Origin of the sequence: Pseudomonas sp. Sample_9, from assembly GCF_004307535.1 — a bacterium.
GTDB lineage: Bacteria > Pseudomonadota > Gammaproteobacteria > Pseudomonadales > Pseudomonadaceae > Aquipseudomonas > Aquipseudomonas mercuritolerans.
Map to the genome: position 1 here is coordinate 18,016 of NZ_RAZO01000155.1, position 22,890 is coordinate 40,905.

Below are 22,890 nucleotides of genomic sequence, written 5' to 3' on the forward strand. Positions count from 1 at the left end.
CGTCATAGTTGCCCTGGCCGATGTTGTCGGCAGCCTTGGCCAGCGCTTCGATCGGCGCGCCGAAACGTCGGGCGATGCCTTGGGCGGTGACGAAACCGATGATCAACACCGCCAGCCCGACCAGACCAAGCAGCCCGGCAATCAACAAGGCACGTTCGCGAGCGGCGTGTTGCACCTCATTGATACTGTCCAGCGCGTGCTTGTGCTCAGCGATCAAACCGTTACGGAGAATATTGAAACGCTCGCGGAAATCCGCGCTGGTACTGGCGTTCTTCGCCGCTTCGGCGGTCACGTCGAATGAAGCGAGGAAGTTCAGGTAGTCGGCCTTGGCCTGGCGGAAACCGTAAGGCTGGTCATCGCCCTCCGGCTGCTGGGCGATGCCTTGGTCGAGCAACTCGAAGTAGTGCTGCCTGGACGCTTCGAACGCAACGGGATCGGGTTTTTCGGCGAGCATGATGATCAATTGATCACCGAGGGTCTGGCGCAGCTTGAGCCCCAGATCCAGGGTGACGAAGTTGCTGCGCACCAGCGCTTCCTGCGAACCGGCCATCTGCATCACGCTGACCAGCCCGAGCAAGAGCCCGAGCAAGGCCACGGTGATCAACGCAGAAATGCTCAGGAACAGGCGCGTGCGCAGCTTGATCGCCAGTTTCATCGCGCAGTGCTCACAGGTTGTACTGCTTGCGTTTGCGATACAGGGTCGAGGCGTCGATGCCGAGGGTTTTCGCCGCTTGGTCCAGAGTGCCGGCGGTGGCCAGCACCGCGCCGATGTGCGCTTTCTCCAGCTCGTCCAGGCTCAGCGCCGCGCCGACCCGTGGCGCGTTGTTGGCCGGTTGTTCGGCCATGCCCAGGTGGCTGATTTCCACGCGTTCCTGCGGGCAGATGATGCTGGCCCGCTCGACGACGTTGCGCAGTTCGCGAATATTGCCCGGCCAGCGATAACCGAGCAGTGCTTCGCGCGCCTCATCGCTGAAGCCGCGCGCTGGGCGTGCGTACTCTTTGACGAAACGTGCAAGGAACCGATCGGCGAGGGTCAGGATGTCCTCGGCGCGCTCGCGCAACGGCGGCAGATGCAGGGTGATGACGTTGAGGCGGTAGAGCAGGTCTTCGCGGAAGCGTCCGTCGCGGACCATGTCTTCGAGGTTGAGGTTGGTGGCGGCAAGAATGCGCACATCGGCACGGCGAGTGACCGGATCGCCGACCCGCTCGTATTCCTTGTCCTGGATGAAGCGCAGCAACTTGGGTTGCAAAGTCAGCGGAAAGTCGCCGATCTCGTCGAGAAACAGCGTACCGCCGTCCGCCTGGTTGACCCGACCCAAAGTACTCTCGCTGGCGCCGGTGAACGCGCCACGGCTATGGCCGAACAGCTCGCTTTCCATCAGCTCGGCAGTCAGCGACGGGCAGTTGATAGTGACGCAGGATTTCTTCTCGCGCTTGCTCCAGCCGTGGATCGCACGGGCCAGTTCACCTTTACCCGTACCGGACTCGCCAAGGATAAGAATGTTGGCGTCGGTGCTTGCGACCTGCCGTGCGGTTTCCAGCACGACTTTCATCGCCGGGCTGTGGGAATCGAGACCGTCTTTCGGTTTGCGGATCTCGCCTTCCAGCGCTTCAAGGCGCGCGGAGAGCTGGCGCACTTCCAGCTGCTTGGCGGTGGCCAGGCGCAGTTGATCAGGGCTGCACGGCTTGACCAGATAATCGGCGGCGCCAGCCTGAATGGCATCAACCGCGGTGTCGACCGCCGAGTGGGCGGTGACAATCACTACGCGCATCCACGGCGCCTGAATGCGCATTTGCGCGAGGACGTCGAGACCGTTGTCCTCGCCCAGGCGCAAATCAAGGAAGCACAGATCGAAGACCTGACGTTGCAGCAAAGCATCGGCCTGGGCTGCGCTATTGGCGGTGGCTACCGTATAGCCTTCGTCTTCGAGGCAATAACGAAACGTACGCAGGATGGCGGATTCATCGTCCACCAGCAGAATGCGGCCTTGTTGCTCAGTGGCAGATTCCATTTTTCCTACGCTCCATAGTGATTAGTCTTGGGTTAGTCCCGGAAAAATCGGGCAAGTTGCATGGTTGATTCTGAACGATACCAGCCATAGGAGGGTAGCTCTCTACTGCCATAACGGCCAATTCATTGATTTCGTTGAGTTTTAAAACATTCTGCGTTTTGCAGGGCAGATCCTGCGTCCTCTTCTGACATCTGCGTACCGGTAGCAATTCCATATCATCGAAATTTCCCACGAAATAATCGTGCATTGCGCACGACCGCAGAAGAGCCATCGTGCAGGATGCGTCGCAGGAAATTTCTCAACCACGCATAACTCATTGTTTTCATTGGTTTTTTCACAGATGAAAAAACTGGCATGCAGGCTGCACTACCTCACTCAGCCCGGGCAGAACAGCACTGCCCCAACCGAACAAGCGTGAGGAACACAGGATGACTCGCCCAATCGCCGCCCAAGTACGTATTTCGCCACTGCAGATCCAGCAAGGTCTGTTCGGTGTACTGGCGTTGCTGATCACCCTGATCGTTTGCCAGCAGTACATGAGCTGGGAAAACAGCCGTAAACCCGAGCCACTGATTTCGATGCAGCACAGCACTCAAACGCACTTCAGTGCCGTGAGCAGCAGCCAGGCCGAGAACGCTTCGATGCACATGATCGATGTCGACCAGGCGCAACCGCTGGATCAATTGCCACGGGAAGAGCGCTGGGTTTTCTAAGCCTTTGAACACATTCAGGCGCGTAGCGTCGGAAACCGGAAACACCCCTAAATAGAGAAGTAAGGAGAATCACCATGTTGAGCTGGGCAATTACATTCTTGATCATTGCCATCATCGCCGCCGTTCTGGGCTTCGGTGGTATCGCGGGCACCGCCACGGGTATCGCCAAGATTCTCTTTGTCGTGTTCCTGGTGATGTTCATCGCTTCCTTCTTCTTTGGCCGTCGCGGCCGAGGTTAACGATGATCGGTCTCAAGACATTGGCCGCCGCCCTGCTTCTGGGCGGCAGTGCCATGGCCATGGCGGCCAATGACGGCCAGACCCGGGTCAACGAACTCCTCGCCTCCGACGCGCAGTACCGTGAAACCTGGGAAGGCGTGATCAAAAAGGAAGAGCGCGTCCCGGAATGGGTGATCAACCTGTCCGGCACCTCCGAACAACAGATGCATGCCGTTACGGAAGATGGCGACGAGTATCTGGTCGGGCCGCTCTGCGAGAGTCAGGACAAGTGTCTGAATCACCGTTTGATCGTGGCCTTCAGCTTCGACAAGGATGACGCCTACGCCATGCTGGTCGATGTGCCGGAAGGTCTGCCGCAGGACAAGTCGCCGACGCGACACGCGACTTATCGCTTCTTCGGCAAACCTGATCAGGGCATGCAGGATCTGCTGATGGAAACCCTGAAGAAAGATCCGAAGTGGTACTGATGCAGGACGCGTAAAGATTTCGAACACGAAAGCAGCGCCCCGCTGCTTTCCATTGCACCGCCCGATGAGGGTCGGTGCATGACCAGGGGGCCGGGACGTTCTGACTGATACAGGGTCGGAGTGACCTACGGGTACAGGGAGTACCTGCGCAAGGGCCGGGTCAGGGTAAAAGCTGCGCCGCAGGTTCGTCGACCCGGTGGTCTGACGAATCTGCGCTGGGCTTTGAATCCGCTAAAACATTGATCCAGCACGCCAAATTCCTTTTCTCAATCGTCGACACTGCGAGGAAAACATTTCGTGGTGTTTCCTGGCGACCGTATATCGACAAAGATCGCGCTCGTTCCGTGTGACTTCTAGTCTTGCGATTCAGACTTTTTCCGGAAATTTCCGCCGGTTTTGCCTGTGCAAAATTTAACCAGGTCACGCTGTAATGGCCGGTTCACGGCACTTATGCCGGCACAAATGTCACAATCGAACCGCTTGGGACGCCAGTTTCAAATGAAAAAGCTCATGCCGATTAGGCATAGGGTAGGCGTTTACGGCATTAGACGGCGCCACCTTGCATCGGAATAGTTGCGCCTTTTTTCGCCTGCCGAAGAGCCGTAAACACGCGCTTCGGGGCACCTTATACGGAGGCAGATGCACAGACTTTTCCGCTGATGAGCGTTCCAGTTCCTGCATGTGCCTGAGTCAAACGCAAGTAAGGGTAAAGATAATGAAGAAGGCAAAAATCAGCCTCGCCTGGCAGATCCTCATCGGTCTGGTTCTGGGGATTGCACTGGGTGCGTTGCTCAACCACTTCAGCGCCGAAAAGGCCTGGTGGATCAGCAACGTCCTGCAACCGGCAGGCGATATCTTTATCCGTCTGATCAAGATGATCGTGATCCCGATCGTCATTTCCTCGCTGATCGTCGGCATCGCTGGCGTCGGCGACGCCAAGAAACTCGGGCGTATCGGCCTGAAGACCATCATCTATTTCGAGATCGTCACCACCATCGCGATCGTCGTCGGCCTGGTGCTGGCCAACGTGTTCCATCCGGGCACCGGCATCGACATGAGCACTCTGGGCACGGTCGACATCTCGAAGTACCAGGCGACCGCCGCCGAAGTGCAGCATGAACATGCATTCATCGAAACCATCCTCAACCTGATCCCGTCGAACATCTTCGCGGCCATGGCTCGCGGCGAAATGCTGCCGATCATCTTCTTCTCCGTGCTGTTCGGTCTCGGCCTGTCGAGCCTGCAGTCGGACCTGCGCGAGCCGCTGGTGAAGATGTTCCAGGGCGTTTCGGAAAGCATGTTCAAAGTCACCCACATGATCATGAACTACGCCCCGATCGGCGTATTCGCACTGATCGCGGTGACCGTGGCCAACTTCGGCTTCGCCTCGCTGCTGCCGCTGGCGAAACTGGTGATCCTGGTTTACGTCGCCATCGCCTTCTTCGCCTTCGTCGTGCTGGGCCTGATCGCCAAGCTGTTCGGCTTCTCGGTGCTCAAGCTGATGCGCATCTTCAAGGATGAGCTGGTGCTGGCCTACTCCACCGCTTCCTCGGAAACCGTGCTGCCACGTGTCATCGAGAAAATGGAAGCCTACGGCGCGCCGAAAGCCATCTGCAGCTTCGTGGTACCGACCGGTTACTCGTTCAACCTCGACGGCTCGACCCTGTACCAGTCGATCGCGGCGATCTTCATTGCCCAGCTGTACGGCATCGACCTGTCGATCAGCCAGCAACTGCTGCTGGTGCTGACCCTGATGGTCACCTCCAAAGGCATCGCCGGCGTACCGGGCGTGTCCTTTGTAGTGCTGCTGGCGACTCTGGGCAGCGTCGGTATCCCGCTTGAAGGCCTGGCGTTCATCGCCGGTGTCGACCGCATCATGGACATGGCCCGTACCGCACTGAACGTGATCGGTAACGCCTTGGCGGTGCTGGTTATCGCGCGCTGGGAAGGCATGTACGACGACGCCAAGGGCGAGCGCTACTGGAACTCCCTGCCGCACTGGCGCAGCAAGGAAAAACTGCCGGCTGGCGAAATTTCCAAGAACTGATGCAAAACCCTGTGGGAGCGAGCCTGCTCGCGAAGACGGTGTATCAATCTACAGAGATGTTGAATGTTCCGGCCTCTTCGCGAGCAGGCTCGCTCCCACAGTGATTGATGCAAGCCCCACCAACGAACCCCGGAGCAATCCGGGGTTTGTCGTTTCTGGCGACCCCGCTATCATTCGCCGCATTCTTCGGGGGATTTGACTGATGCTTAATGGCCTGTGGCTTGGCTTCTTCATCGTGGCAGCCGTGTCGGCGCTGGCGCAGTGGCTGATCGGCGGCAACGCCGGGATCTTCGCGGCGATGGTGGAAAGCATTTTCGCCATGGCCAAGCTCTCGGTCGAAGTCATGGTGCTGCTGTTCGGCACCCTCACCCTGTGGCTGGGCTTTCTGCGCATCGCCGAAAAGGCCGGGATCGTCGAATGGCTGGCCAAGGTCCTCGGCCCGCTGTTTCTGCGCTTGATGCCGGAAGTCCCGGCCGGCCACCCTGCCCTTGGCTTGATCACGCTGAACTTTGCCGCCAACGGTCTGGGCCTGGATAACGCCGCCACCCCGATCGGCCTGAAAGCCATGAAAGCGTTGCAGGAGCTCAATCCCAGCGCCACCATCGCCAGCAACGCGCAGATCCTGTTTCTGGTGCTCAACGCCTCGTCGCTGACCCTGCTGCCCGTGACCATCTTCATGTATCGCGCCCAGCAAGGCGCGCCGGATCCGACGCTGGTGTTCCTGCCAATTCTGCTGGCGACCAGTTGCTCGACCATTGTCGGTTTTCTTTCCGTAGCCTTCATGCAGCGCCTGCGCATCTGGGACCCGGTGGTGCTCGCCTATCTGCTGCCCGGCGCGCTGATTCTTGGCGGCTTCATGGCCCTGCTTGGCACGCTTTCTGCGACAGCACTGGCGGGATTGTCGTCGATCCTCGGCAATCTCACGCTGTTCGGCTTGATCATGCTGTTCCTGCTGATCGGCGCAATGCGCAAGGTCAAGGTGTACGAGGCGTTCGTCGAAGGCGCGAAAGAAGGCTTCGATGTGGCGAAGAATCTTTTGCCGTATCTGGTCGCGATGCTGTGTGCGGTTGGCGTATTGCGCGCGTCTGGTGCGCTGGATTTCGGCCTGGACGGTATTCGGCATCTGGTCGAGTGGGCCGGTTGGGACACGCGCTTCGTCGATGCGCTGCCGACGGCGATGGTCAAACCGTTCTCCGGCAGCGCCGCACGGGCGATGCTCATCGAGACCATGCAGACTTCCGGCGTCGACAGCTTCCCGGCGCTGGTCGCGGCGACGGTGCAAGGCAGTACCGAAACCACGTTCTATGTGCTGGCGGTGTACTTCGGCGCGGTGGGGATTCAACGCGCACGGCACGCGGTGGGGTGTGCGTTGCTGGCGGAGTTCGCTGGTGTGGTCGGCGCTATCGCTGTCTGCTACTGGTTCTTCGGCTGAGCAAAATTCCCATGTGGGAGCGAGCCTGCTCGCGAAGACGGAGTGTCAGTCAACGCTTAAGTGACTGATACACCGCTTTCGCGAGCAGGCTCGCTCCCACAGGGATTGTGGTGTGTCAGCGCGGTTGCGGGGCCAGTTTCTGCCCTTGCTCCACGGCCCAGGCCACAACCTTGGCCGTAAGGCGATCACTGGCCTTACCAAACCCGGCGACCACCGCCGGCACCTGCACATCGCTCAACGGCTGGCGCTCTTCAAAACGGCGGCTGGCGAGGATGCGCTGGTCATAGCCGCGCACCAGCAAGGCATCGACCCGCACCACAACGCCGGCCTGCGCGCCCTGATATTCCGTCTGAAACGCCTGCAAGCTACCGCCCAGTTCCAGGTCCGCCTGGAAGTTGCTGTCGTCGGTGCTCAGCAACGTCACTCTGCCGTCACGCTGGAATCCATCGAGCAGGCGATTGCGCAGCAGTACCGGCGCCGGATCGCTCCAGCGCGAGCCCTTGTAGCTGCTGATCACATCGCCCTGCGGGATAACGGCAATGCTCGGCCGGTTCAGTGCTTCGCTGGCCTGCAACTTATTCAAGCGCAGCGACCACGGCTGAACCGTCGCCGGGCTGGCCGATGCGTGCGTCGGTGCGGCAGGCAGGCGGTAGACGTCCGAAGGTTCCGACCTGGGCAAGATCGAGCACGCGCCGATCAGGGTCAGGCCAGCGCCGAGCAGGGCGATTCGAGTCAGCTTCATGGGGTGAATTCCTTGTTCTTGTCGCTGCCCAGCAGGTAGCCGCTGGGGTTGGCCTCAAGGCGTTGAGAAATGGCGCGCAGCGAGGTCAGCGTCTCGCGCAGTTCGCGAATCGCCGGGGCCAGGCCGTTGAGGCCCTGCATGCCGTTATCCAGCGAATTCTGGTTTTTGCTGAGCAAACCGTTGATGGTCACGCTGCTTTGCTCCAGCGACTTCATCGCCTGCTCGGCGCTGCCCAGGGCCTGTTTGCCCTGATCGTTGAGCAGGCCGTTGGCGTTGCGCATCAGCAGTGAGGTCTGCTCGAGCATGCTGCCGGCCTGTTTGCCGACGGTCGCCAGTTGCTGCATGGCTTGTTTGATGTCGCCGCGCTGGTCGTTGATGGTACCGGTGGTCTGTTCCAGATGGGCGAGGGTCTTGCTCACGCGCTCGACGTTTTCCGCGGAGAACATGTGGTTGGCGTTTTGCAGCAGGGCGCTGATGCCGGTCATCAAGTCGCTGCTGTCATTGAGCAGACGCGAAATAGGCGAGGGCGAGGCGATCAGCGTCGGCAGCTTGCCGTCATGCCCGCGCAGTTTCGGGCTCTCGGGTGTGCCGCCGCTGAGCTGAATGATCGAGGTGCCGGTGATGCCGGTCAGCGCCAGTTTGGCCTGGGTGTCTTCCTTGACCGGCGTGTCGCCCGCCAGACGAATCCGCGCCAGCACCCGGCGCGGGTCCTGCGGATCAAGGCGCAGGCTGACCACGTCACCGACCTTGATGCCGCTGTACTGCACCGAGCTGCCCTTGGACAGACCGCTGACCGCCTCGTTGAATACCACTTCGTAATCCTTGAACTCGGTGTCGACGCTGGATTTGGCCAGAAACAGGCCGAAGAGCAGGGCGCCGGCCACGACGATCACCGTGAACAGGCCGATCAACACATGATGGGCTCGGGTTTCCATATCAGACCTCGTTGAGCAGTTTGGCGGCGTCCAGCGCCGAGCGGCCGCGCGGGCCGTGGAAGTATTCGTGAATCCACGCGTCGGCGGTTTCCGAGACCACGTCGATCGGGCCGGCGACCAGCACTTTCTTCTGCGCCAGCACCGCCACGCGATCGGTGATGGTGTACAGCGTGTCGAGGTCGTGGGTGACCAGAAACACACTCAGGCCCAACGCATCACGCAGGGTCAGGATCAACTGGTCGAACTGCGCCGCGCCAATCGGATCAAGGCCGGCGGTGGGTTCGTCGAGAAACAGAATGTCCGGATCCAGCGCCAGGGCCCGCGCCAGCGCCGCACGCTTGATCATGCCGCCGGACAGCGACGCCGGGTATTTGTCCGCCGCCGACAGCGGCAGCCCGGCCAGTGCCAGTTTCACCGCCGCCAGGTGCTCGGCGTCGTGGCGGCTGAGGCCGGCGTGTTCGATCAGGGGCAGGGCGACGTTCTCGGTCACGGTCAGCGAAGAGAACAGCGCGCCTTTCTGGAACAGCACACCGAAACGGCGTTCGATCAGCGAGCGTTCATGCTCGGGCAGATTCGGCAGGTTCTGGCCGAAGACCTTGACCATGCCCTCGCTGGGCCGATTCAGCCCGACGATGCTGCGCAGCAACACCGATTTGCCGGTGCCGGAGCCACCGACCACGGCGAGGATTTCGCCCTTGTACACGTCCAGATCAAGGTTCTCGTGCACGCTCTGCGGGCCGAAGCGATTGCACAGGCCACGGACTTCGATCACCGCCTCCGAGGGCGCGCGGGGTAGACGACTCACCAGCCCATCTCCATGAAAAACAGCGCGGCCACCGCATCGAGCACGATCACCACGAAAATCGACTGGACCACGCTGGAGGTGGTGTGCGCGCCGACCGACTCGGCGCTGCCGCTGACCTTGAAGCCTTCCAGGCAACCGATCGCCGCGATCAGGAAGGCGAAGATCGGCGCCTTCACCAGCCCGACCAGAAAATGCTGAATGCCGATGTCCGATTGCAGCAGCGAGAGGAACATCGCCGGCGAGATGTCCAGCGACACTGCGCAGACCACGCCGCCGCCAACAATCCCCGAGAGCATCGCCAGGAACGTCAGCATCGGCAGCGCCACCAGCAGCGCCAGCACGCGCGGCACTACCAGCAATTCGATCGGGTCGAGGCCGAGTGTGCGGATCGCGTCGATTTCTTCGTTGGCCTTCATCGAGCCGATCTGCGCGGTGAAGGCACTGGCGGTGCGCCCGGCCATCAGGATCGCCGTCAGCAGCACGCCGAATTCGCGCAGGAACGAGAAGCCGACCAGGTCCACGGTGAAAATCGTCGCGCCGAAACTGGCCAGCACCGTAGCGCCGAGAAACGCCACCACCGCGCCGACCAGAAACGTCAGCAGGGCCACGATCGGCGCGGCGTCGAGACCGGTCTGCTCGATGTGCGCGATCATCGGTGTAATGCGCCAGCGCTTGGGCCGCAACAGACCACGGGCGATGACTTCGAGAATCAGGCCGACGAAGCCAAGCAGCTGCATCGTGTCTTTCCACACCGTATCCACTGCGCGGCCGATGCGCGTCAGCAGTTGCACGCTGACGCTGACCTCCGGCTCCTTGATCGGCACGCAGAAATCACTCAGCGAGCAGTACACGGTTTGCAGCAAGGCGCGGTCGGCAGTTGAAAGGGTGCAATCGGGGTGTTCGGCGGTTTTGCCCAAGCGTTCGGAACCGAGCAGCTCGACCAGCAACGATGCGCCAGCGGTGTCGAGGGCACCGAGGTCGTTGAGGTCTATCGGAGTATTGGCGTCGTACTGGCCATGGAGCTTTTCGCTCAGGTGCTTGAGCGCGGTGTAATGGGCGAGCGTCCAGTCGCCGCTGACCCGCAGGCGGGCAGGGCTGAACGCGGTGTCCAGGTGGGCACTGCCGGGGGTTGGGCTGCTGGTCATAAGCTCCGTGCTTGTACGGCCGTTACGAGATCCTACGTAATAGCACGAACCGGATTACTTTTCTTTGGCCGGTGTGCTGTCGGTGATAGCGAAGCGCAGCACGCCGATCAACTGACCGTCCTCGGTCAGCACCCGCACCTGCCACTTGCCCGCCGGGTTGCCGGGGAAATTCTGTTTGTGCGTCCACGCCCGGTAGCCTTCCTTGCGCCCGCCATGGATGTCGAGGGCGATGCGGTCGACCTCTTTGCCGTTGAAGGCCCACACGTGATAGATCCGCTCATCGAGTCCGCGCGGTGCGTTGATTGCGGTGTAGGCGTAGAGCCCGCCGCTGCGGATCTGCTCGGCGCTGACGGTATCGAGACTGGCGCCGGGGGTGCGATCCTGCAGCTGCGTGCTGATCGCTACGTCGGTCATCCACAGCGTTGCCGGTGGCACCCACGAACGCAGCGCCCAACCGACACCGCCGATGCCGACTGTGATGAACAGAATCGCCAAGGCGTTGCGCACCGTGCGGATCGGGAAGATCGACGCCAGGCTCGGGAACGACAGCAGCACGGCAATCCCCAGCGCCCATTTGAAACTCTGCGCGGTGGTCAGGTGCATGATCACCGGCAACGCAGTGAGCAGGGCGGCGAACAGGGTCAGGGTGTGCAGCGCGAGAAACGCCCAGCGCCGTGGCGCCAGCCATTTGTAGTACAGCGGATCGACGATAGAGATCAGTGCAGCAACGCTGAGCAGCCCCGTAAAGACAAACTGGCCGCTGTTCCACGTGGTGGTGATGAAGAAGAACGGCAGGACGAAAAACAGGCTTTCCTGATGGATCATCTGCGTCGCGTAGCGCAGCAGCGGCTGGGGAATCTCGCGTTTAAAGATTCTCGTGAACAGGCCGGTCAGGGTGTTTTCCAGCATCAGCCAGATCCAGCTGAGCAGCATGATCACCGTGATCCAGCTGGCCAGCCCCTGTTGGCGATCGACGAGGATGAAACTGCCGACCCCGGAAATGAAACCACCCGCCGCGATCAACCCGGGGTAGCGCTTCATCAGCTCGAGAAGGCGCTGGATAAGGAGGGTCAGTTTTGGCATTTTGGCGGTTCACGACGATATGGGGAAAATCCCGGAAAGGTTAACGCCGCATGACCCCTGTGGCGAGGGGATTTATCCCCGATCGGCGGCGCCGCCGTCGTAGATCCTGCAAGCGAATTTTGTCTGGATATACCGAGCTGCCCTTATTGGAGCTGCTGCGCAGCCCATCGGGGATAAATCCCCTCGCCACAAGTGCTCATTCACCACGGGATTAATGGCTTCCAGCAATTTTGTGGCGGCGATGCAGGCGCCAGCCGATCACGATCAGCAGCAACAACCCGATTCCACCAGCGACCAGCCACAACACCTGATCATCACTGATCAAAGGCTTCTCGATCCGGATATACCCCGGCTGCAGCAACAGCTCGCGCATCGCCTTGTTCGCCGCTTCCAGCGTCACCCCTTGCAGCTCGCGCGCGGGATTGGCAAAGCGGCCATCCTGATAGTCGGCCAGCGCGCTCCAGTAATAGTCCGCCAGCGCGCTGTTGCCCTGCACGGCCCAGGCCTGGTGAGCCATGGCGGCTTGTTTGATGCGGGCGAAAGTGCTCGGGTCGAGGCCGTTTTTCAGCAGGTCGGCCTTGAGGTCTTCCAGTACTTGAATGGCTTCGTCGACGTCATCGCGATCCAGGTCCGCGTTGAGGCTCATGAAGCCGACACCGCCGAACACTTCGCGCTCGGCCCACGGCCCGTACGACAAGCCATGGTTGAGACGAATCTGCCGGTACAGCGCCCAGTCGAGGTAATCCTTGAGAATATCGAACGTCTGGTCGTACTGATCGTCGAGCACCGGTTCCGGCACCAGCCAGTGCAGCTTGGCGCTGTCGCCGATGAAGCCCCGGTTGAGGGTCCGTTCATGGGCCGCGCTGGTGCGGATGTCCGGCAACGCCCGGTGTTCGGTGGGCTCGACCGGCTCCAGCTCACCCCACGTGCGCTCCAGATAGGCCGGCAGCAGTTTGTCGAGTTCGCCGACGACGATCAGGGTCATGTTGTTCGGCGCGTACCAGGCTTTGCGCACCTTCTCCAATTGCTCTTGGGTCAGATGGCCGACTTCGGCACGCTGCGGGCATTTCAGTCCCAGCTCGACAGCCAGTTGATTGCTCGCGGTATGACCGAGGTCCTGACGGTCGAGGAAACGTTGCAGCCTGGTGTAATGCCCGCCGTCCTCACGCTCGACCACCCGTTTCGCCGCGTTGATTGCGTTGTCGTCGATGCGTGTCTGGGTCAACAGCGCGAGCAGCAGGTCGAGCACCTTGCGCTGGTTTTTCGCCGGGGCCTCGATGACGAACGTGGTGTCGGCATTGCTGGTGAACGCATTCCAGTCCCCGCCCAGCGCCTGCATGCGTTCTTCCAGACCGCCTTCGCCGGTGGCGTCGATACCGCTGAACAGCAGGTGTTCGAGCAAATGCGGCAGCTCTTTTTCGTCGCAATCGAAGTCATCGAGGCCGACGCCGACCACCAGCCGGATCGCCACATGCCCACGCTCGGTGCCGGGCTTGAGCATCAGTTGCAAACCGTTGGGCAGCGCATAGCCTTCGACCTGAAAGCGATCCAGGGCGAAGGCGGGCAGGGAACCGAGCAACAGACAGGCGAACAACAGGCAACGCATAACAGGCTTCCATACGGCTGATTTGGAGATCCGTGTCGCTATTCAGGCCGCTATTCGCGAGCAGGTCGAATCGTCGCACCGTCGCTCCCACAATTGAAATACATTCCCCTGTGGGAGCGAGCCTGCTCGCGAAGATCTTGCGGCTGAACCACTGTAACTGACTGACCCCAGCCCCAGACGTTCAAGGCGAATGCGTAATGTCGGCCATGTCATCCACCGCCAGCGCGCCGGTGTCCGCCGTTTCCAGCACGACATAGGCGCTGCTGCAGAACAGCGAATTGAGCCGTTTCATGTCGGCAATCAATTCCAGATGCAGCGAACTGGTCTCCAGACTCTGCACGATCTTGCGTTGCAACCGGCTGACGTGGGCGTGGGCCAGACGCCGTTCCTGCGCGCGAAAGCGGCGTTTCTCCCGCAGCAACTGCCGCGCGCTCTCGCGGTCGCCGCTGAGAAACACCGACAGGCCCAGGCGCAGGTTGGCAATCAGTTGCTGCTGCAGCCCGGCAAGATCTTCCAGGCCTTCTTCGGAAAACGAACGCCGTTGCGAAGTCTTCTGCTGCTGGATCTTGCGCAGCATGCGCTCGATCAGGTCGGCGGCGAGTTTCAGGTTGATCGCCAGTTCGATGATCTCGGCCCAGCGCCGACTGTCCTGCTCGCCAAGATCTTCGCGGGGCATCTGCGCCAGATACAGCTTGATCGCGCTGTACAGCGCCTCGACGTCGTCGGTCAGTCGGCGCATCTCCTGAGTGACGGCGGTCTGCTTGCCGCGCAGCACATCGAGGGAGGCGTCGAGCATGTTGTCGAGCAGATCGCCCATGCGCAGGGTTTCCCGCGCGGCATTGGCCAGCGCCAGGCTCGGCGTGACCAGCGCGGTCGGGTCGAGATGGCGCGGTTTGGCGGCGCCGTTGACCTCCGGCCGCTCCGGCAACAGCCAAGCACAAAGCCGCGCCATCGGCCCGACGCTGGGCAGCAGGATCAGGCAGCGCGCGGTGTTGTAGAGCAGGTGGAAGCCGATGACCATTTCCTGCGGGCTGAAATCGAGGCTGTCGATCCAGTGCACCAGCGGGTCGAGCACCGGGATGATCAGCAGCAGACCGATCAGTTTGTACAACAGACTGCCCAGCGCCACCTGGCGGCCGGCGGCGTTCTGCATGCTGGTGCTCATGAAGGCGAGGATGCCGCTGCCGATGTTGGCGCCGATCACCAGACCGATCGCCACCGGCAAGCTGATCACCGCAGCCCCGGCCAGCGTGGCGGTGAGCAGCACGGCGGCGAGGCTGGAGTAGGAAATCATTGCAAACAGGGCGCCGACCAGGGCATCGAGGAGGATGTCGCCGGTCAGCGAGGCGAAAATCACTTTCACCCCTTGCGCGTGAGTGATCGGCGCAGCGGCCTCGACGATCAATTGCAGGGCGAGAATGATCAGCCCCAGCCCGATCGACACCCGGCCCATCTGCCCGAGCCGCGTCTGTTTGCGCGACAGAAAGAAAATCACCCCGAGGAAAATCAGCAGCGGCGACAGCCACGACAGATCGAGGGTCAGCACCCGCGCCATCAGTGCGGTGCCGACATCGGCGCCCAGCATGGTCGCCAGCGCCGGGGTCAGCGCCATCAGACCCTGCCCGACAAACGAAGTGACCAGCATCGCCGTGGCGTTGCTGCTCTGCACCATGGCGGTGACGAGAATACCGGCGATGAACGCCAGCCATTTCCTCGACATGTTCTGGCCGATGACATGTCGCAGATTGGTGCCATAAACCCGCAAGATGCCGGTTCGGACGATGTGCGTGCCCCAGATCAACAGGGCGACGGCGGACAGCAAATTGAGCAGGGTGAGCATGCAGACCCCCTGTAGTAGCAGCGCCCCAGAGGGGCAAGTGGACGGCACCGCGCGGTTTCTACGTTCTTGATACTTAAGCTGTAGTTGGCGAACGGTCTCGGCGCCAGCATTGCACAGCTAAAGCGTGGATTGAAACAAAAGTGTCATCAAAACAAATGCATCCACTCACCGAATCCGACACGTTTTCCCTCTGTTGCCCAAAACAACTGTGGGAGCGAGCCTGCTCGCGAAAGCGGTGGGCCAGCCAACATTGTTGTCGACTGGCACTCCATCTTCGCGAGCAGGCTCGCTCCCACAGGGGTGTAGCGTGCTGCCGGGACTACCGGATTATTGGCCCGGAACATCCTTGCGCAGTTTCACCGGATCCTGTTGCTGTCTCTTCTTGGCCATCGCGCCGCGCAGTTTGATGTTGATAGCCTCAACCGCCAGCGAGAACGCCATGGCGAAGTAGACGTAGCCTTTTGGCACGTGCACGTCGAACGATTCGGCGATCAGCACGGTACCGACCACCAGCAGGAAGGACAGGGCGAGCATTTTCAGCGACGGGTGCTTGTCGATGAATTCGCTGATCTTGCCCGACGCCAGCATCATCACCAGCACTGCCACGACGATCGCCGCGACCATGACCGGAACGTGGGAGACCATGCCGACGGCGGTGATCACCGAGTCCAGCGAGAAGACGATATCGATGATCGCGATCTGGATGATGGTGTAGAGGAAGTTGCCGCCCTTGCCCGATGGCGCGTCGTCGCTTTCGTCTTCACCTTCCAGCGCGTGGTACATCTCCTGCGAACTCTTCCACAACAGGAACAGGCCACCGAAGAACAGGATCAGGTCGCGACCGGAGATGCCCTGGCCGAACACTTCGAAAAGATCGGCAGTGAGGCGCATGACCCAGGTGATCGACAGCAGCAACAGGATCCGCGTGATCATGGCCAAGCCAAGACCGAAGATCCGCGTGCGCTGCTGCATGTGTTTGGGCATGCGGCTGACCAGGATCGAAATCATGATGATGTTATCGATACCGAGGACGATTTCCAGGGCGGTCAGGGTAAAGAAGGCAACCCAGATTTCGGGGTTGGTCAGCCAATCCATGTGTATTCCTTTGAGCAATTGTTGAACCGGAAAAGGTCCGGGCTTCAAACCGCGAAGCCGGGACCCGTAACGGTGAGTCTTGGGCTTATAGAGTGCTGAACATCGGGAAAGTCCCCAACAGCAGTGCAGCAATCAGAATGCAGATACACACCAGGATCGCCCATTTCAGGGTGAAACGCTGGTGATCACCGAAATCGATGCCGGCCAGCGCCACCAACAGATAGGTCGACGGCACCAACGGGCTCAGCAAGTGGACGGGCTGGCCGACGATCGAGGCACGGGCCATTTCCACCGCAGTGATCCCATAGTGGCTGGCCGCTTCGGTCAGCACCGGCAGTACACCGTAATAGAACGCATCGTTGGACATGAAGAAGGTGAACGGCATGCTCACCAGTGCCGTGATCACCGCCAGGTACGGGCCGAGGAAATCCGGAATCACCGCCAACAGGCTCTTCGACATCGCATCGACCATGCCGGTGCCCGACAGGATACCGGTGAAGATACCCGCCGCAAAGATCAGCCCGACCACTGCCAGCACGCTGCCGGAATGCGCCGCGACACGATCTTTCTGCATTTGCAGGCATGGGTAGTTGACGATCATGGCGATACTGAACGCCACCATGAACAGCACCGGCAGCGGCAACAGGCCACCGATCAGCGTGCACATCAGGCCGAAAGTCAGTGCGGCGTTGAACCAGATCAGCTTCGGACGGCGTGCGTCTGGGAATTGCGAGACGCTGATTTCACTGTGATCGATCTCGTCGCCGACCAAGTGCAGTTCACCGAGGCGGGCGCGTTCACGCTTGCCGTAGAAGTAGGCAATCACCAGGATCGCCACGACACCGGCGGCCATGGCCGGGATCATTGGTACGAAAATGTCCGACGGGTCGACATGCAGGGCACTCGCCGCGCGGGCGGTCGGGCCGCCCCACGGGGTCATGTTCATCACGCCACCGGCGAGAATGATCAGACCGGCCATGATCCGCGGGCTCATGCCGATGCGGCTGTACAGCGGCAGCATCGCGGCCACGCAGATCATGTAAGTGGTCGCGCCGTCACCATCAAGGGAAACGACGAGCGCCAGAACGGCGGTGCCGACCGAAACTTTCAACGGGTCGCCCTTGACCAGTTTGAGAATTTTGCGCACGGCCGGGTCGAACAGGCCGGAGTCGATCATCAGGGCGAAATACAGAATGGCGAACATCAACATCACGCCGGTCGGCGCCAGTTTGGTGATGCCTTCGAGCATCATCGGGCCGATTTTCGGCGCGAAACCACCGAACAGGGCGAACAGGATCGGGATGATGATCAGGGCGATCAGCGCGGACAGGCGCTTGGTCATGATCAGGAACATGAACGTGATGACCATGGCGAAGCCAAGGAAAGTCAGCATGGGAATACTCCAGGCGTAGCGCGGCTAATGGAATGAGCGGATCGGGCGGGATCAGCGCAGAACGGCAGGCGCGAGGCGTACGGGCGGAGTGACCAGCAGGAAGCGGGAGAAACGGCGGGTTGCAGAAGACATCAGAATCACCATTGTTGTTGTTAATTGGGCCGGGCCTGTGGAAAAAACACAGGGCTTGGGCCAACCGGTCTGTTGCCGGGAGTGGGGCGATCCTAATCGGGGAAGCTTTCAGCTACCTTTCGCGAGCGAAAGCGATGAATGAATGGTCAACCGGCGGTCGGATGCAACGACAGCCAATGAATACGGGACTAGTAGCGATGCGGATAAACGGACAGACAGCGCTGGCTGGCAGTCTGGACATATCCGTTATCAGTTCAGCGTCAGCATCTGATTAAAAAATCGACAAATCCAGCGGCCGCACCGCGCCCATCCAGATCGCGTGTTCGGTGTGGTCGAGCAAGTCATCGCCAGTCTCCGGATGCAGGAACACCACCAGGCCTTTGCGGTTCAGCGCCAGCCACGGCAGCACCTCGCCGATCAGCTCGGGGCCGAAAGCCAGTTGGCAGCTCCAGTCGGGGTGCGGCCCTACCGGGCGTTCGTGCACGCGGCCCATTTTCAACGCAAACAACTGCGCGGCCTGTTCGCACAGGGCCCGCGCCTGGTCGATGGTTTGCGCGTCGAAATAGACATGGGCGTGGTAGCCCTTGATCCCTTGCATCGTGTCGCCTCTCAATCGATTCGAACCCTTGGCTGTTTCCACCGTCACAGGCCATATAGGACAACAATAAGGAAAACAGCCATGAAAAATGCCGAAACCCCAGTGGTGAAAGTGGTGCTCTATGGTGCCATGGCCAGCCTGGGCGGTGCGTTGATGGCTGAATTACTGCGCCGCCAACACGAAGTCATCGCCATTCTCGACGATCTCACCGCACTTGCGCCGCGTCCGGGGCTGCGCACCAAGACCGGCGACCTGTTCGATGCCGAGCGGGTCAATCAGAGCGTCGCCGGTAGTTCGGCGGTGATCTGTCTGCTCGACGCTCCGGGGTTGCCGTTCAGCAGCGACCACGTTGAGCGCTCGGTGACGCTGGGGCCGGTGGAACAAGTGCTGGCAGTCGACGCCTTGGTCGAAGGTTTGCAACTGGCCAGCGTGCCGCGCCTGTTTCTGGTCGGCAACTTCGGTGTGCTCGACGAGCCAGAAAATGACGAGCGCCTGCAACGTCACGCTGCCGAAGAAATCCTCGAGGCGGTACAAAGCAGCTCACTGCGCTGGACCCTGGTCAATGCGCCCCATGGCGTTGCCGGGTTGACCATCGAGCACTTCAGTCAGGTGGGCGGCAATCTCGAACCGGGGCTGGCCGAACCGCTGGAGCGCCTGAACCGTGTCGCGGTGGGCATCGCCGATGAGCTGCGGTTGAATCTGCATGTGGGGCAGCATGTGAATTTTGTGGCGGCTTCTGATTCGTAAAAGATCGTCCGATCTTTTGCTCTTCATACCGCAATAGAAGGCAACGCCAACCCGTTCAACGATTCCGCACTGCTGGCCTGCTCGGCCATCAACCAGTCAACGAACAGTTGAATCAACGCACCCCGACGCTTGCGTTGCGGCAACACCACGTAATACCCCAGCCGCGACAGAGTAGTTTCGGCCAGAGGCCGGCACAGCAAACCCTGCACCAGCAAGTTATCCACAAGGTGACGCCAACCGATCGCCACGCCTTGTCCGCCAATCGCCGCTTGAATCAACAGAGTGTAATTGTCGAAGCGCAACTGCCCCGGCGCCGGCGGTGTAGTGAGGCCAAGTTGACGGAACAGCCCGCTCCAGTCGAACCAGTTGCTGCTGTTTTCGCCGCGCAGGTGTAGCAGCGGAAATTCCAGCAGGGCCTGAGCGGGCAACGGCAATGAACGCTCCTTGAGCAGCAGCGGACTGCACACCGGGAATACTTCTTCGCTGAACAACCAGTGGCTCTCGCCCTGCTTGAATCGACCATCGCCAAACAGGATCGCCACGTCGATGTCGGTGCGCAGCATGTTGTGGTTGCGCTCGCTGGTGACCAGGCTGACATCAATGTGCGGATTGGCCTCATGGAAGCGATGCAGGCGCGGCATCAGCCAATAGGCGGCAAAGGCGAAATCCGTGGCTACCTGCAGCACCTCATGTTGCTGCTGGGTGCTGATCGCGCTCAAACCTGCGTCGATGTTCTGCAAACCGAGGGTGACTTGCTCAAAGAGCAGGGCGGCCACTTCAGTCAACTCGATGCCCCGATAAATGCGATCGAATAAACGCGTACCGAGCTGTTCTTCCAAGCGTTTTATCTGCTGGCTGATCGCCGGCTGCGTGGTGCCAAGCTCCACCGCAGCAGCGGTAAAACTGCGATGGCGGGCCGCCGCTTCAAAAGCGCGCAGCAGATCTAGGGACAGGTCACCGAGGGCGTCATACATAAGCTGTGCTTATCCTAGTCATTGTCGGGGGCGGGCTTTACCGAAGGAGGCATGGGATCCATCCTCGATCACAGCACTCTCGCATAAATATTCAACATGGAATGCCGCGATCACATGAAGCGCAAGAACATTCTTTTCATCATGGCCGATCAAATGGCCGCGCCAATGTTGCCGTTCTACGGCCCATCGCCGATCAAACTGCCGAATCTGTCCCGCCTCGCCGCCCAAGGCGTGGTGTTCGATGCTGCCTATTGCAACAGCCCGCTATGCGCGCCGTCGCGCTTCACCCTGGTCAGTGGGCAGTTGCCGAGCAAGATCGGCGCCTACGACAACGCGGCCGATTTCCCCGCCGACATTCCAACTTACGCGCATTACCTGCGGCGTCTCGGCTACCGCACCGCGCTGTCGGGCAAGATGCATTTCTGCGGGCCGGATCAGTTGCACGGTTATGAAGAACGCCTGACCAGCGACATCTACCCGGCCGATTACGGTTGGGCGGTGAACTGGGACGAGCCGGACGTGCGGCCGAGCTGGTATCACAATATGTCTTCCGTGCTGCAAGCCGGGCCGTGCGTGCGCACCAATCAGCTGGATTTCGACGAAGAGGTGGTGTTCAAGGCGCAGCAATACCTGTTCGATCACATCCGCGAGGACGGCGACCAGCCGTTCTGCCTGACCGTGTCGATGACCCACCCGCACGATCCGTACACGATTCCCAAGGCTTTCTGGGATCTGTATGACGATGCCGATATCCCGTTGCCTACAGCCTTGAACCAGGACGATCTCGATCCGCACTCGCAACGTCTGCTCAAGGTTTACGACCTGTGGGACAAGCCGCTGCCTGTGGATAAGATCCGCGATGCCCGTCGCGCCTACTTCGGTGCTTGCAGCTATATCGACGCCAATGTCGGCAAACTGCTGCAAACCCTCGAGGAAACCGGGTTGATGGACGACACCGTCATCGTCTTCTCCGGTGACCATGGCGACATGCTCGGCGAGAAGGGCCTCTGGTACAAAATGCACTGGTTCGAGATGGCCGCGCGAGTGCCCCTGCTGATCAGCGCACCAGGACAATTCGAGGCGGGCCGGGTCAGCGCCGCGGTTTCCACCGCCGACCTGCTGCCGACGTTCGTGGATCTGGCCGGTGGCACGCTTGAGCCGGGCCTGCCACTGGACGGCCGTTCCTTGCTGCCGCACCTGCAAGGGCAGGGCGGGCATGACGAGGTGTTCGGCGAATACATGGCCGAAGGCACTGTCAGCCCGCTGATGATGATTCGCCGGGGCGCCTACAAATTTATCTACAGCGAAAGCGACCCGTGCCTACTCTTCGATGTGGATAACGATCCGCGCGAAGAAGAGGAACTGAGCCAATCGCCGCAACATCGTCAGCTGTTCGACGATTTTCTCGCTGAAGCGCGCGCCAAGTGGGACATTCCGGCGATCCATCGGGACGTACTGGCCAGTCAGCGCCGACGCCGTTTCGTCGCCGATGCGTTAACCATCGGCAAGCTGAAGAGCTGGGATCACCAGCCACTGGTCGATGCCAGTCAGCAGTACATGCGCAACCACATCGACCTTGATGATCTGGAGCGCAAGGCCCGTTATCCACAACCCTGCCAAAACCAATAACGTTAAGGGGAAGTCCATGCGCAAGTTATCCACAGCTGTCACCGTTGGCCTGATCGCATTGAGCAGCGCCTCGGCCTTCGCCGAGCAAAGTTGCGAAACCGTGAAGATGGCCGATCCGGGCTGGAGCGACATCGCCGCGACCAATGCCATCACCGGGTTTCTGCTCGACGGCATGGGCTATAAGGCCAAAGTCGACACCCTTGCGGTGCCCATCACCTTCGGCGGCTTGAAGGATGGCCAGGTGGACGTGTTCCTCGGCAACTGGATGCCGGCGCAGCAGGGCTTCTATGACAAGTTCGTCGCCACCGGCGATGTGACGCAATTGGCGAAAAACCTCGAAGGCACTGAATTCACCCTTGCCGTCCCCGACTATGTCTGGGAGGCGGGTGTGCATGATTTTGCCGACCTGAACAAATTCGCCGACAAGTTCGACAAGAAGATCTACGGCATCGGATCAGGCGCGCCGGCGAACATTTCGTTGCAGGAGATCATCAAGAAGAATGACTTCAACATGGGCCAGTGGAAGCTGATCGAGTCCAGCGAACAGGCGATGCTCGCCGAAGTGTCGCGGGCGGTGAAGAAACAGAAATTCGTCACCTTCCTCGGCTGGACCCCGCACCCGATGAACGTGCAGCTGAAAATGCGTTACCTCAAGGGCGGCGAAAAATACTTCGGCGACACTGGCAACGTTTTCACCCTGACCCGCAAGGGCTACGCGGAGGCCTGCCCGAATGTGGGCAAGTTGCTGACCAATCTGGCGTTCACTCAGGACATGGAGAACAGCATCATGGCCGAGGTGGTGAACAAGAAAATCAGCAATGCCGAAGCAGCGAAGGCATGGATCAAGGCGAATCCGGCGGTGCTGGACAAGTGGCTGGATGGGGTGAAGACCGTGGATGGCAAGGATGCGTTGGTGGCGGTGAAGGCCAAGCTTTGATCTCACGGTTGCTGGGATAGCGTTCGGCTGGAGATTTTTGCCCCCTCACCCCAGCCCTCTCCCCCAAGGGGGCGAGGGGGAAAGGGAGCCGATCGCTGTTGAATCAAAACTTGCGTTCAACGCCGAAATCGCAGGTCGGTGAATCTTCAACAAACAGCTCGGTCAGTCCCCTCTCCCTCAGGGAGGGGGCTAGGGTGAGGGCTTTTACACCTGACACCCTGATAACCTTGAACAAAACCCCAACCGCGAGGACCCATGGCCTTACCCAGCCGCCATTCACTTTTTCCTTTCCTGAGCTGGTTGCCACGGCAATCCCGTG

General features: G+C 60.5%; 22 protein-coding genes. 8 read left to right on the forward strand and 14 right to left on the reverse strand.

The genetic code is table 11. The features are described from left to right. Positions 1-655: KinB sensor domain-containing domain (locus tag D6877_RS08115; RefSeq protein ID WP_277751479.1), on the reverse strand; the 655-nt coding region annotated here is incomplete at its 3' end. 10 nt (positions 656-665) lie between these two features. Further along, positions 666-2,012, reverse strand: a complete 1,347-nt coding sequence (gene algB, locus D6877_RS08120) for a sigma-54-dependent response regulator transcription factor AlgB (protein ID WP_024014980.1) — start codon at positions 2,010-2,012, stop codon at positions 666-668. Between the two features lie 428 nt (positions 2,013-2,440). Between algB and D6877_RS08125 the strand changes: the two genes are divergently transcribed. From D6877_RS08125 to D6877_RS08150, 5 genes are all read left to right on the forward strand, one after another. After that, positions 2,441-2,725, forward strand: a complete 285-nt coding sequence (locus tag D6877_RS08125; protein ID WP_024014979.1) for a hypothetical protein — start codon at positions 2,441-2,443, stop codon at positions 2,723-2,725. A 74-nt stretch (positions 2,726-2,799) separates the two neighbouring features. After that, positions 2,800-2,964 (forward strand): DUF1328 domain-containing protein, encoded by a 165-nt coding sequence (locus D6877_RS08130; protein ID WP_003177151.1) that lies wholly within the window; start codon positions 2,800-2,802, stop codon positions 2,962-2,964. Positions 2,965-2,966: 2 nt separating this feature from the next. Continuing rightward, positions 2,967-3,431: an inhibitor of vertebrate lysozyme family protein gene (locus D6877_RS08135; RefSeq protein WP_130910433.1), complete on the forward strand. Its 465-nt coding sequence runs from the start codon at positions 2,967-2,969 to the stop codon at positions 3,429-3,431. A gap of 715 nt (positions 3,432-4,146) precedes the next feature. Beyond that, positions 4,147-5,478 carry a glutamate/aspartate:proton symporter GltP gene (gene gltP, locus D6877_RS08140; protein WP_039757150.1) on the forward strand — a complete coding sequence of 444 codons (1,332 nt, stop codon included), beginning with the start codon at positions 4,147-4,149 and terminating at the stop codon, positions 5,476-5,478. Between the two features lie 202 nt (positions 5,479-5,680). Further along, positions 5,681-6,910 (forward strand): spore maturation protein, encoded by a 1,230-nt coding sequence (locus D6877_RS08150; RefSeq protein ID WP_130910435.1) that lies wholly within the window; start codon positions 5,681-5,683, stop codon positions 6,908-6,910. 115 nt (positions 6,911-7,025) lie between these two features. Here the strand turns inward: D6877_RS08150 and D6877_RS08155 are convergent, their stop codons facing one another. From D6877_RS08155 to D6877_RS08200, 10 genes are all read right to left on the reverse strand, one after another. Continuing rightward, positions 7,026-7,652 (reverse strand): ABC-type transport auxiliary lipoprotein family protein, encoded by a 627-nt coding sequence (locus D6877_RS08155; protein ID WP_130910436.1) that lies wholly within the window; start codon positions 7,650-7,652, stop codon positions 7,026-7,028. Beyond that, a complete protein-coding gene (locus D6877_RS08160; protein WP_130910437.1) occupies positions 7,649-8,587 on the reverse strand; it encodes an MlaD family protein in 939 nt (312 codons plus the stop codon). The genes D6877_RS08155 and D6877_RS08160 overlap by 4 nt, the downstream gene beginning before the upstream one ends. A gap of 1 nt (position 8,588) precedes the next feature. After that, positions 8,589-9,392, reverse strand: a complete 804-nt coding sequence (locus D6877_RS08165; protein WP_071173945.1) for an ATP-binding cassette domain-containing protein — start codon at positions 9,390-9,392, stop codon at positions 8,589-8,591. Continuing rightward, on the reverse strand, positions 9,389-10,537 hold the full coding sequence (locus tag D6877_RS08170; RefSeq protein WP_130910438.1) for an ABC transporter permease: 1,149 nt from the start codon (positions 10,535-10,537) through the stop codon (positions 9,389-9,391). The genes D6877_RS08165 and D6877_RS08170 overlap by 4 nt, the downstream gene beginning before the upstream one ends. Before the next feature lie 54 nt (positions 10,538-10,591). Next, positions 10,592-11,620 (reverse strand): DUF5924 family protein, encoded by a 1,029-nt coding sequence (locus D6877_RS08175; RefSeq protein WP_130910439.1) that lies wholly within the window; start codon positions 11,618-11,620, stop codon positions 10,592-10,594. A gap of 211 nt (positions 11,621-11,831) precedes the next feature. Further along, complete coding sequence (locus D6877_RS08180) at positions 11,832-13,226, reverse strand: insulinase family protein (RefSeq protein ID WP_130910440.1); 1,395 nt, start codon at positions 13,224-13,226, stop codon at positions 11,832-11,834. 181 nt (positions 13,227-13,407) lie between these two features. Beyond that, complete coding sequence (locus D6877_RS08185; RefSeq protein WP_130910441.1) at positions 13,408-15,066, reverse strand: Na/Pi cotransporter family protein; 1,659 nt, start codon at positions 15,064-15,066, stop codon at positions 13,408-13,410. Between the two features lie 327 nt (positions 15,067-15,393). Further along, on the reverse strand, positions 15,394-16,161 hold the full coding sequence (locus D6877_RS08190; RefSeq protein WP_071173939.1) for a TerC family protein: 768 nt from the start codon (positions 16,159-16,161) through the stop codon (positions 15,394-15,396). 85 nt (positions 16,162-16,246) lie between these two features. Then, positions 16,247-17,554: a CitMHS family transporter gene (locus D6877_RS08195; protein WP_073470799.1), complete on the reverse strand. Its 1,308-nt coding sequence runs from the start codon at positions 17,552-17,554 to the stop codon at positions 16,247-16,249. Positions 17,555-17,957: 403 nt separating this feature from the next. Further along, positions 17,958-18,284: a DOPA 4,5-dioxygenase family protein gene (locus D6877_RS08200; protein ID WP_016772366.1), complete on the reverse strand. Its 327-nt coding sequence runs from the start codon at positions 18,282-18,284 to the stop codon at positions 17,958-17,960. Between the two features lie 81 nt (positions 18,285-18,365). On the opposite strand from D6877_RS08200, the gene D6877_RS08205 reads away from it, so the two are divergent. After that, a complete protein-coding gene (locus tag D6877_RS08205; protein WP_016772367.1) occupies positions 18,366-19,031 on the forward strand; it encodes an NAD(P)H-binding protein in 666 nt (221 codons plus the stop codon). Between the two features lie 23 nt (positions 19,032-19,054). On the opposite strand, the gene D6877_RS08210 is transcribed toward D6877_RS08205, so the two are convergent. Continuing rightward, positions 19,055-20,005, reverse strand: a complete 951-nt coding sequence (locus D6877_RS08210) for a LysR family transcriptional regulator (RefSeq protein ID WP_130910442.1) — start codon at positions 20,003-20,005, stop codon at positions 19,055-19,057. A gap of 114 nt (positions 20,006-20,119) precedes the next feature. Here D6877_RS08210 and betC point away from each other — a divergent pair, with 114 nt between their 5' ends. Beyond that, positions 20,120-21,634: a choline-sulfatase gene (betC, locus tag D6877_RS08215; protein ID WP_130910443.1), complete on the forward strand. Its 1,515-nt coding sequence runs from the start codon at positions 20,120-20,122 to the stop codon at positions 21,632-21,634. A 16-nt stretch (positions 21,635-21,650) separates the two neighbouring features. Further along, positions 21,651-22,571, forward strand: coding sequence for a choline ABC transporter substrate-binding protein (choX, locus tag D6877_RS08220; protein WP_130910444.1), 921 nt, complete (start codon positions 21,651-21,653; stop codon positions 22,569-22,571). A 103-nt stretch (positions 22,572-22,674) separates the two neighbouring features. Here choX and D6877_RS29570 read toward each other — a convergent pair. Continuing rightward, on the reverse strand, positions 22,675-22,890 hold a 216-nt coding region (locus tag D6877_RS29570; protein ID WP_206662976.1), incomplete at its 5' end, for a hypothetical protein.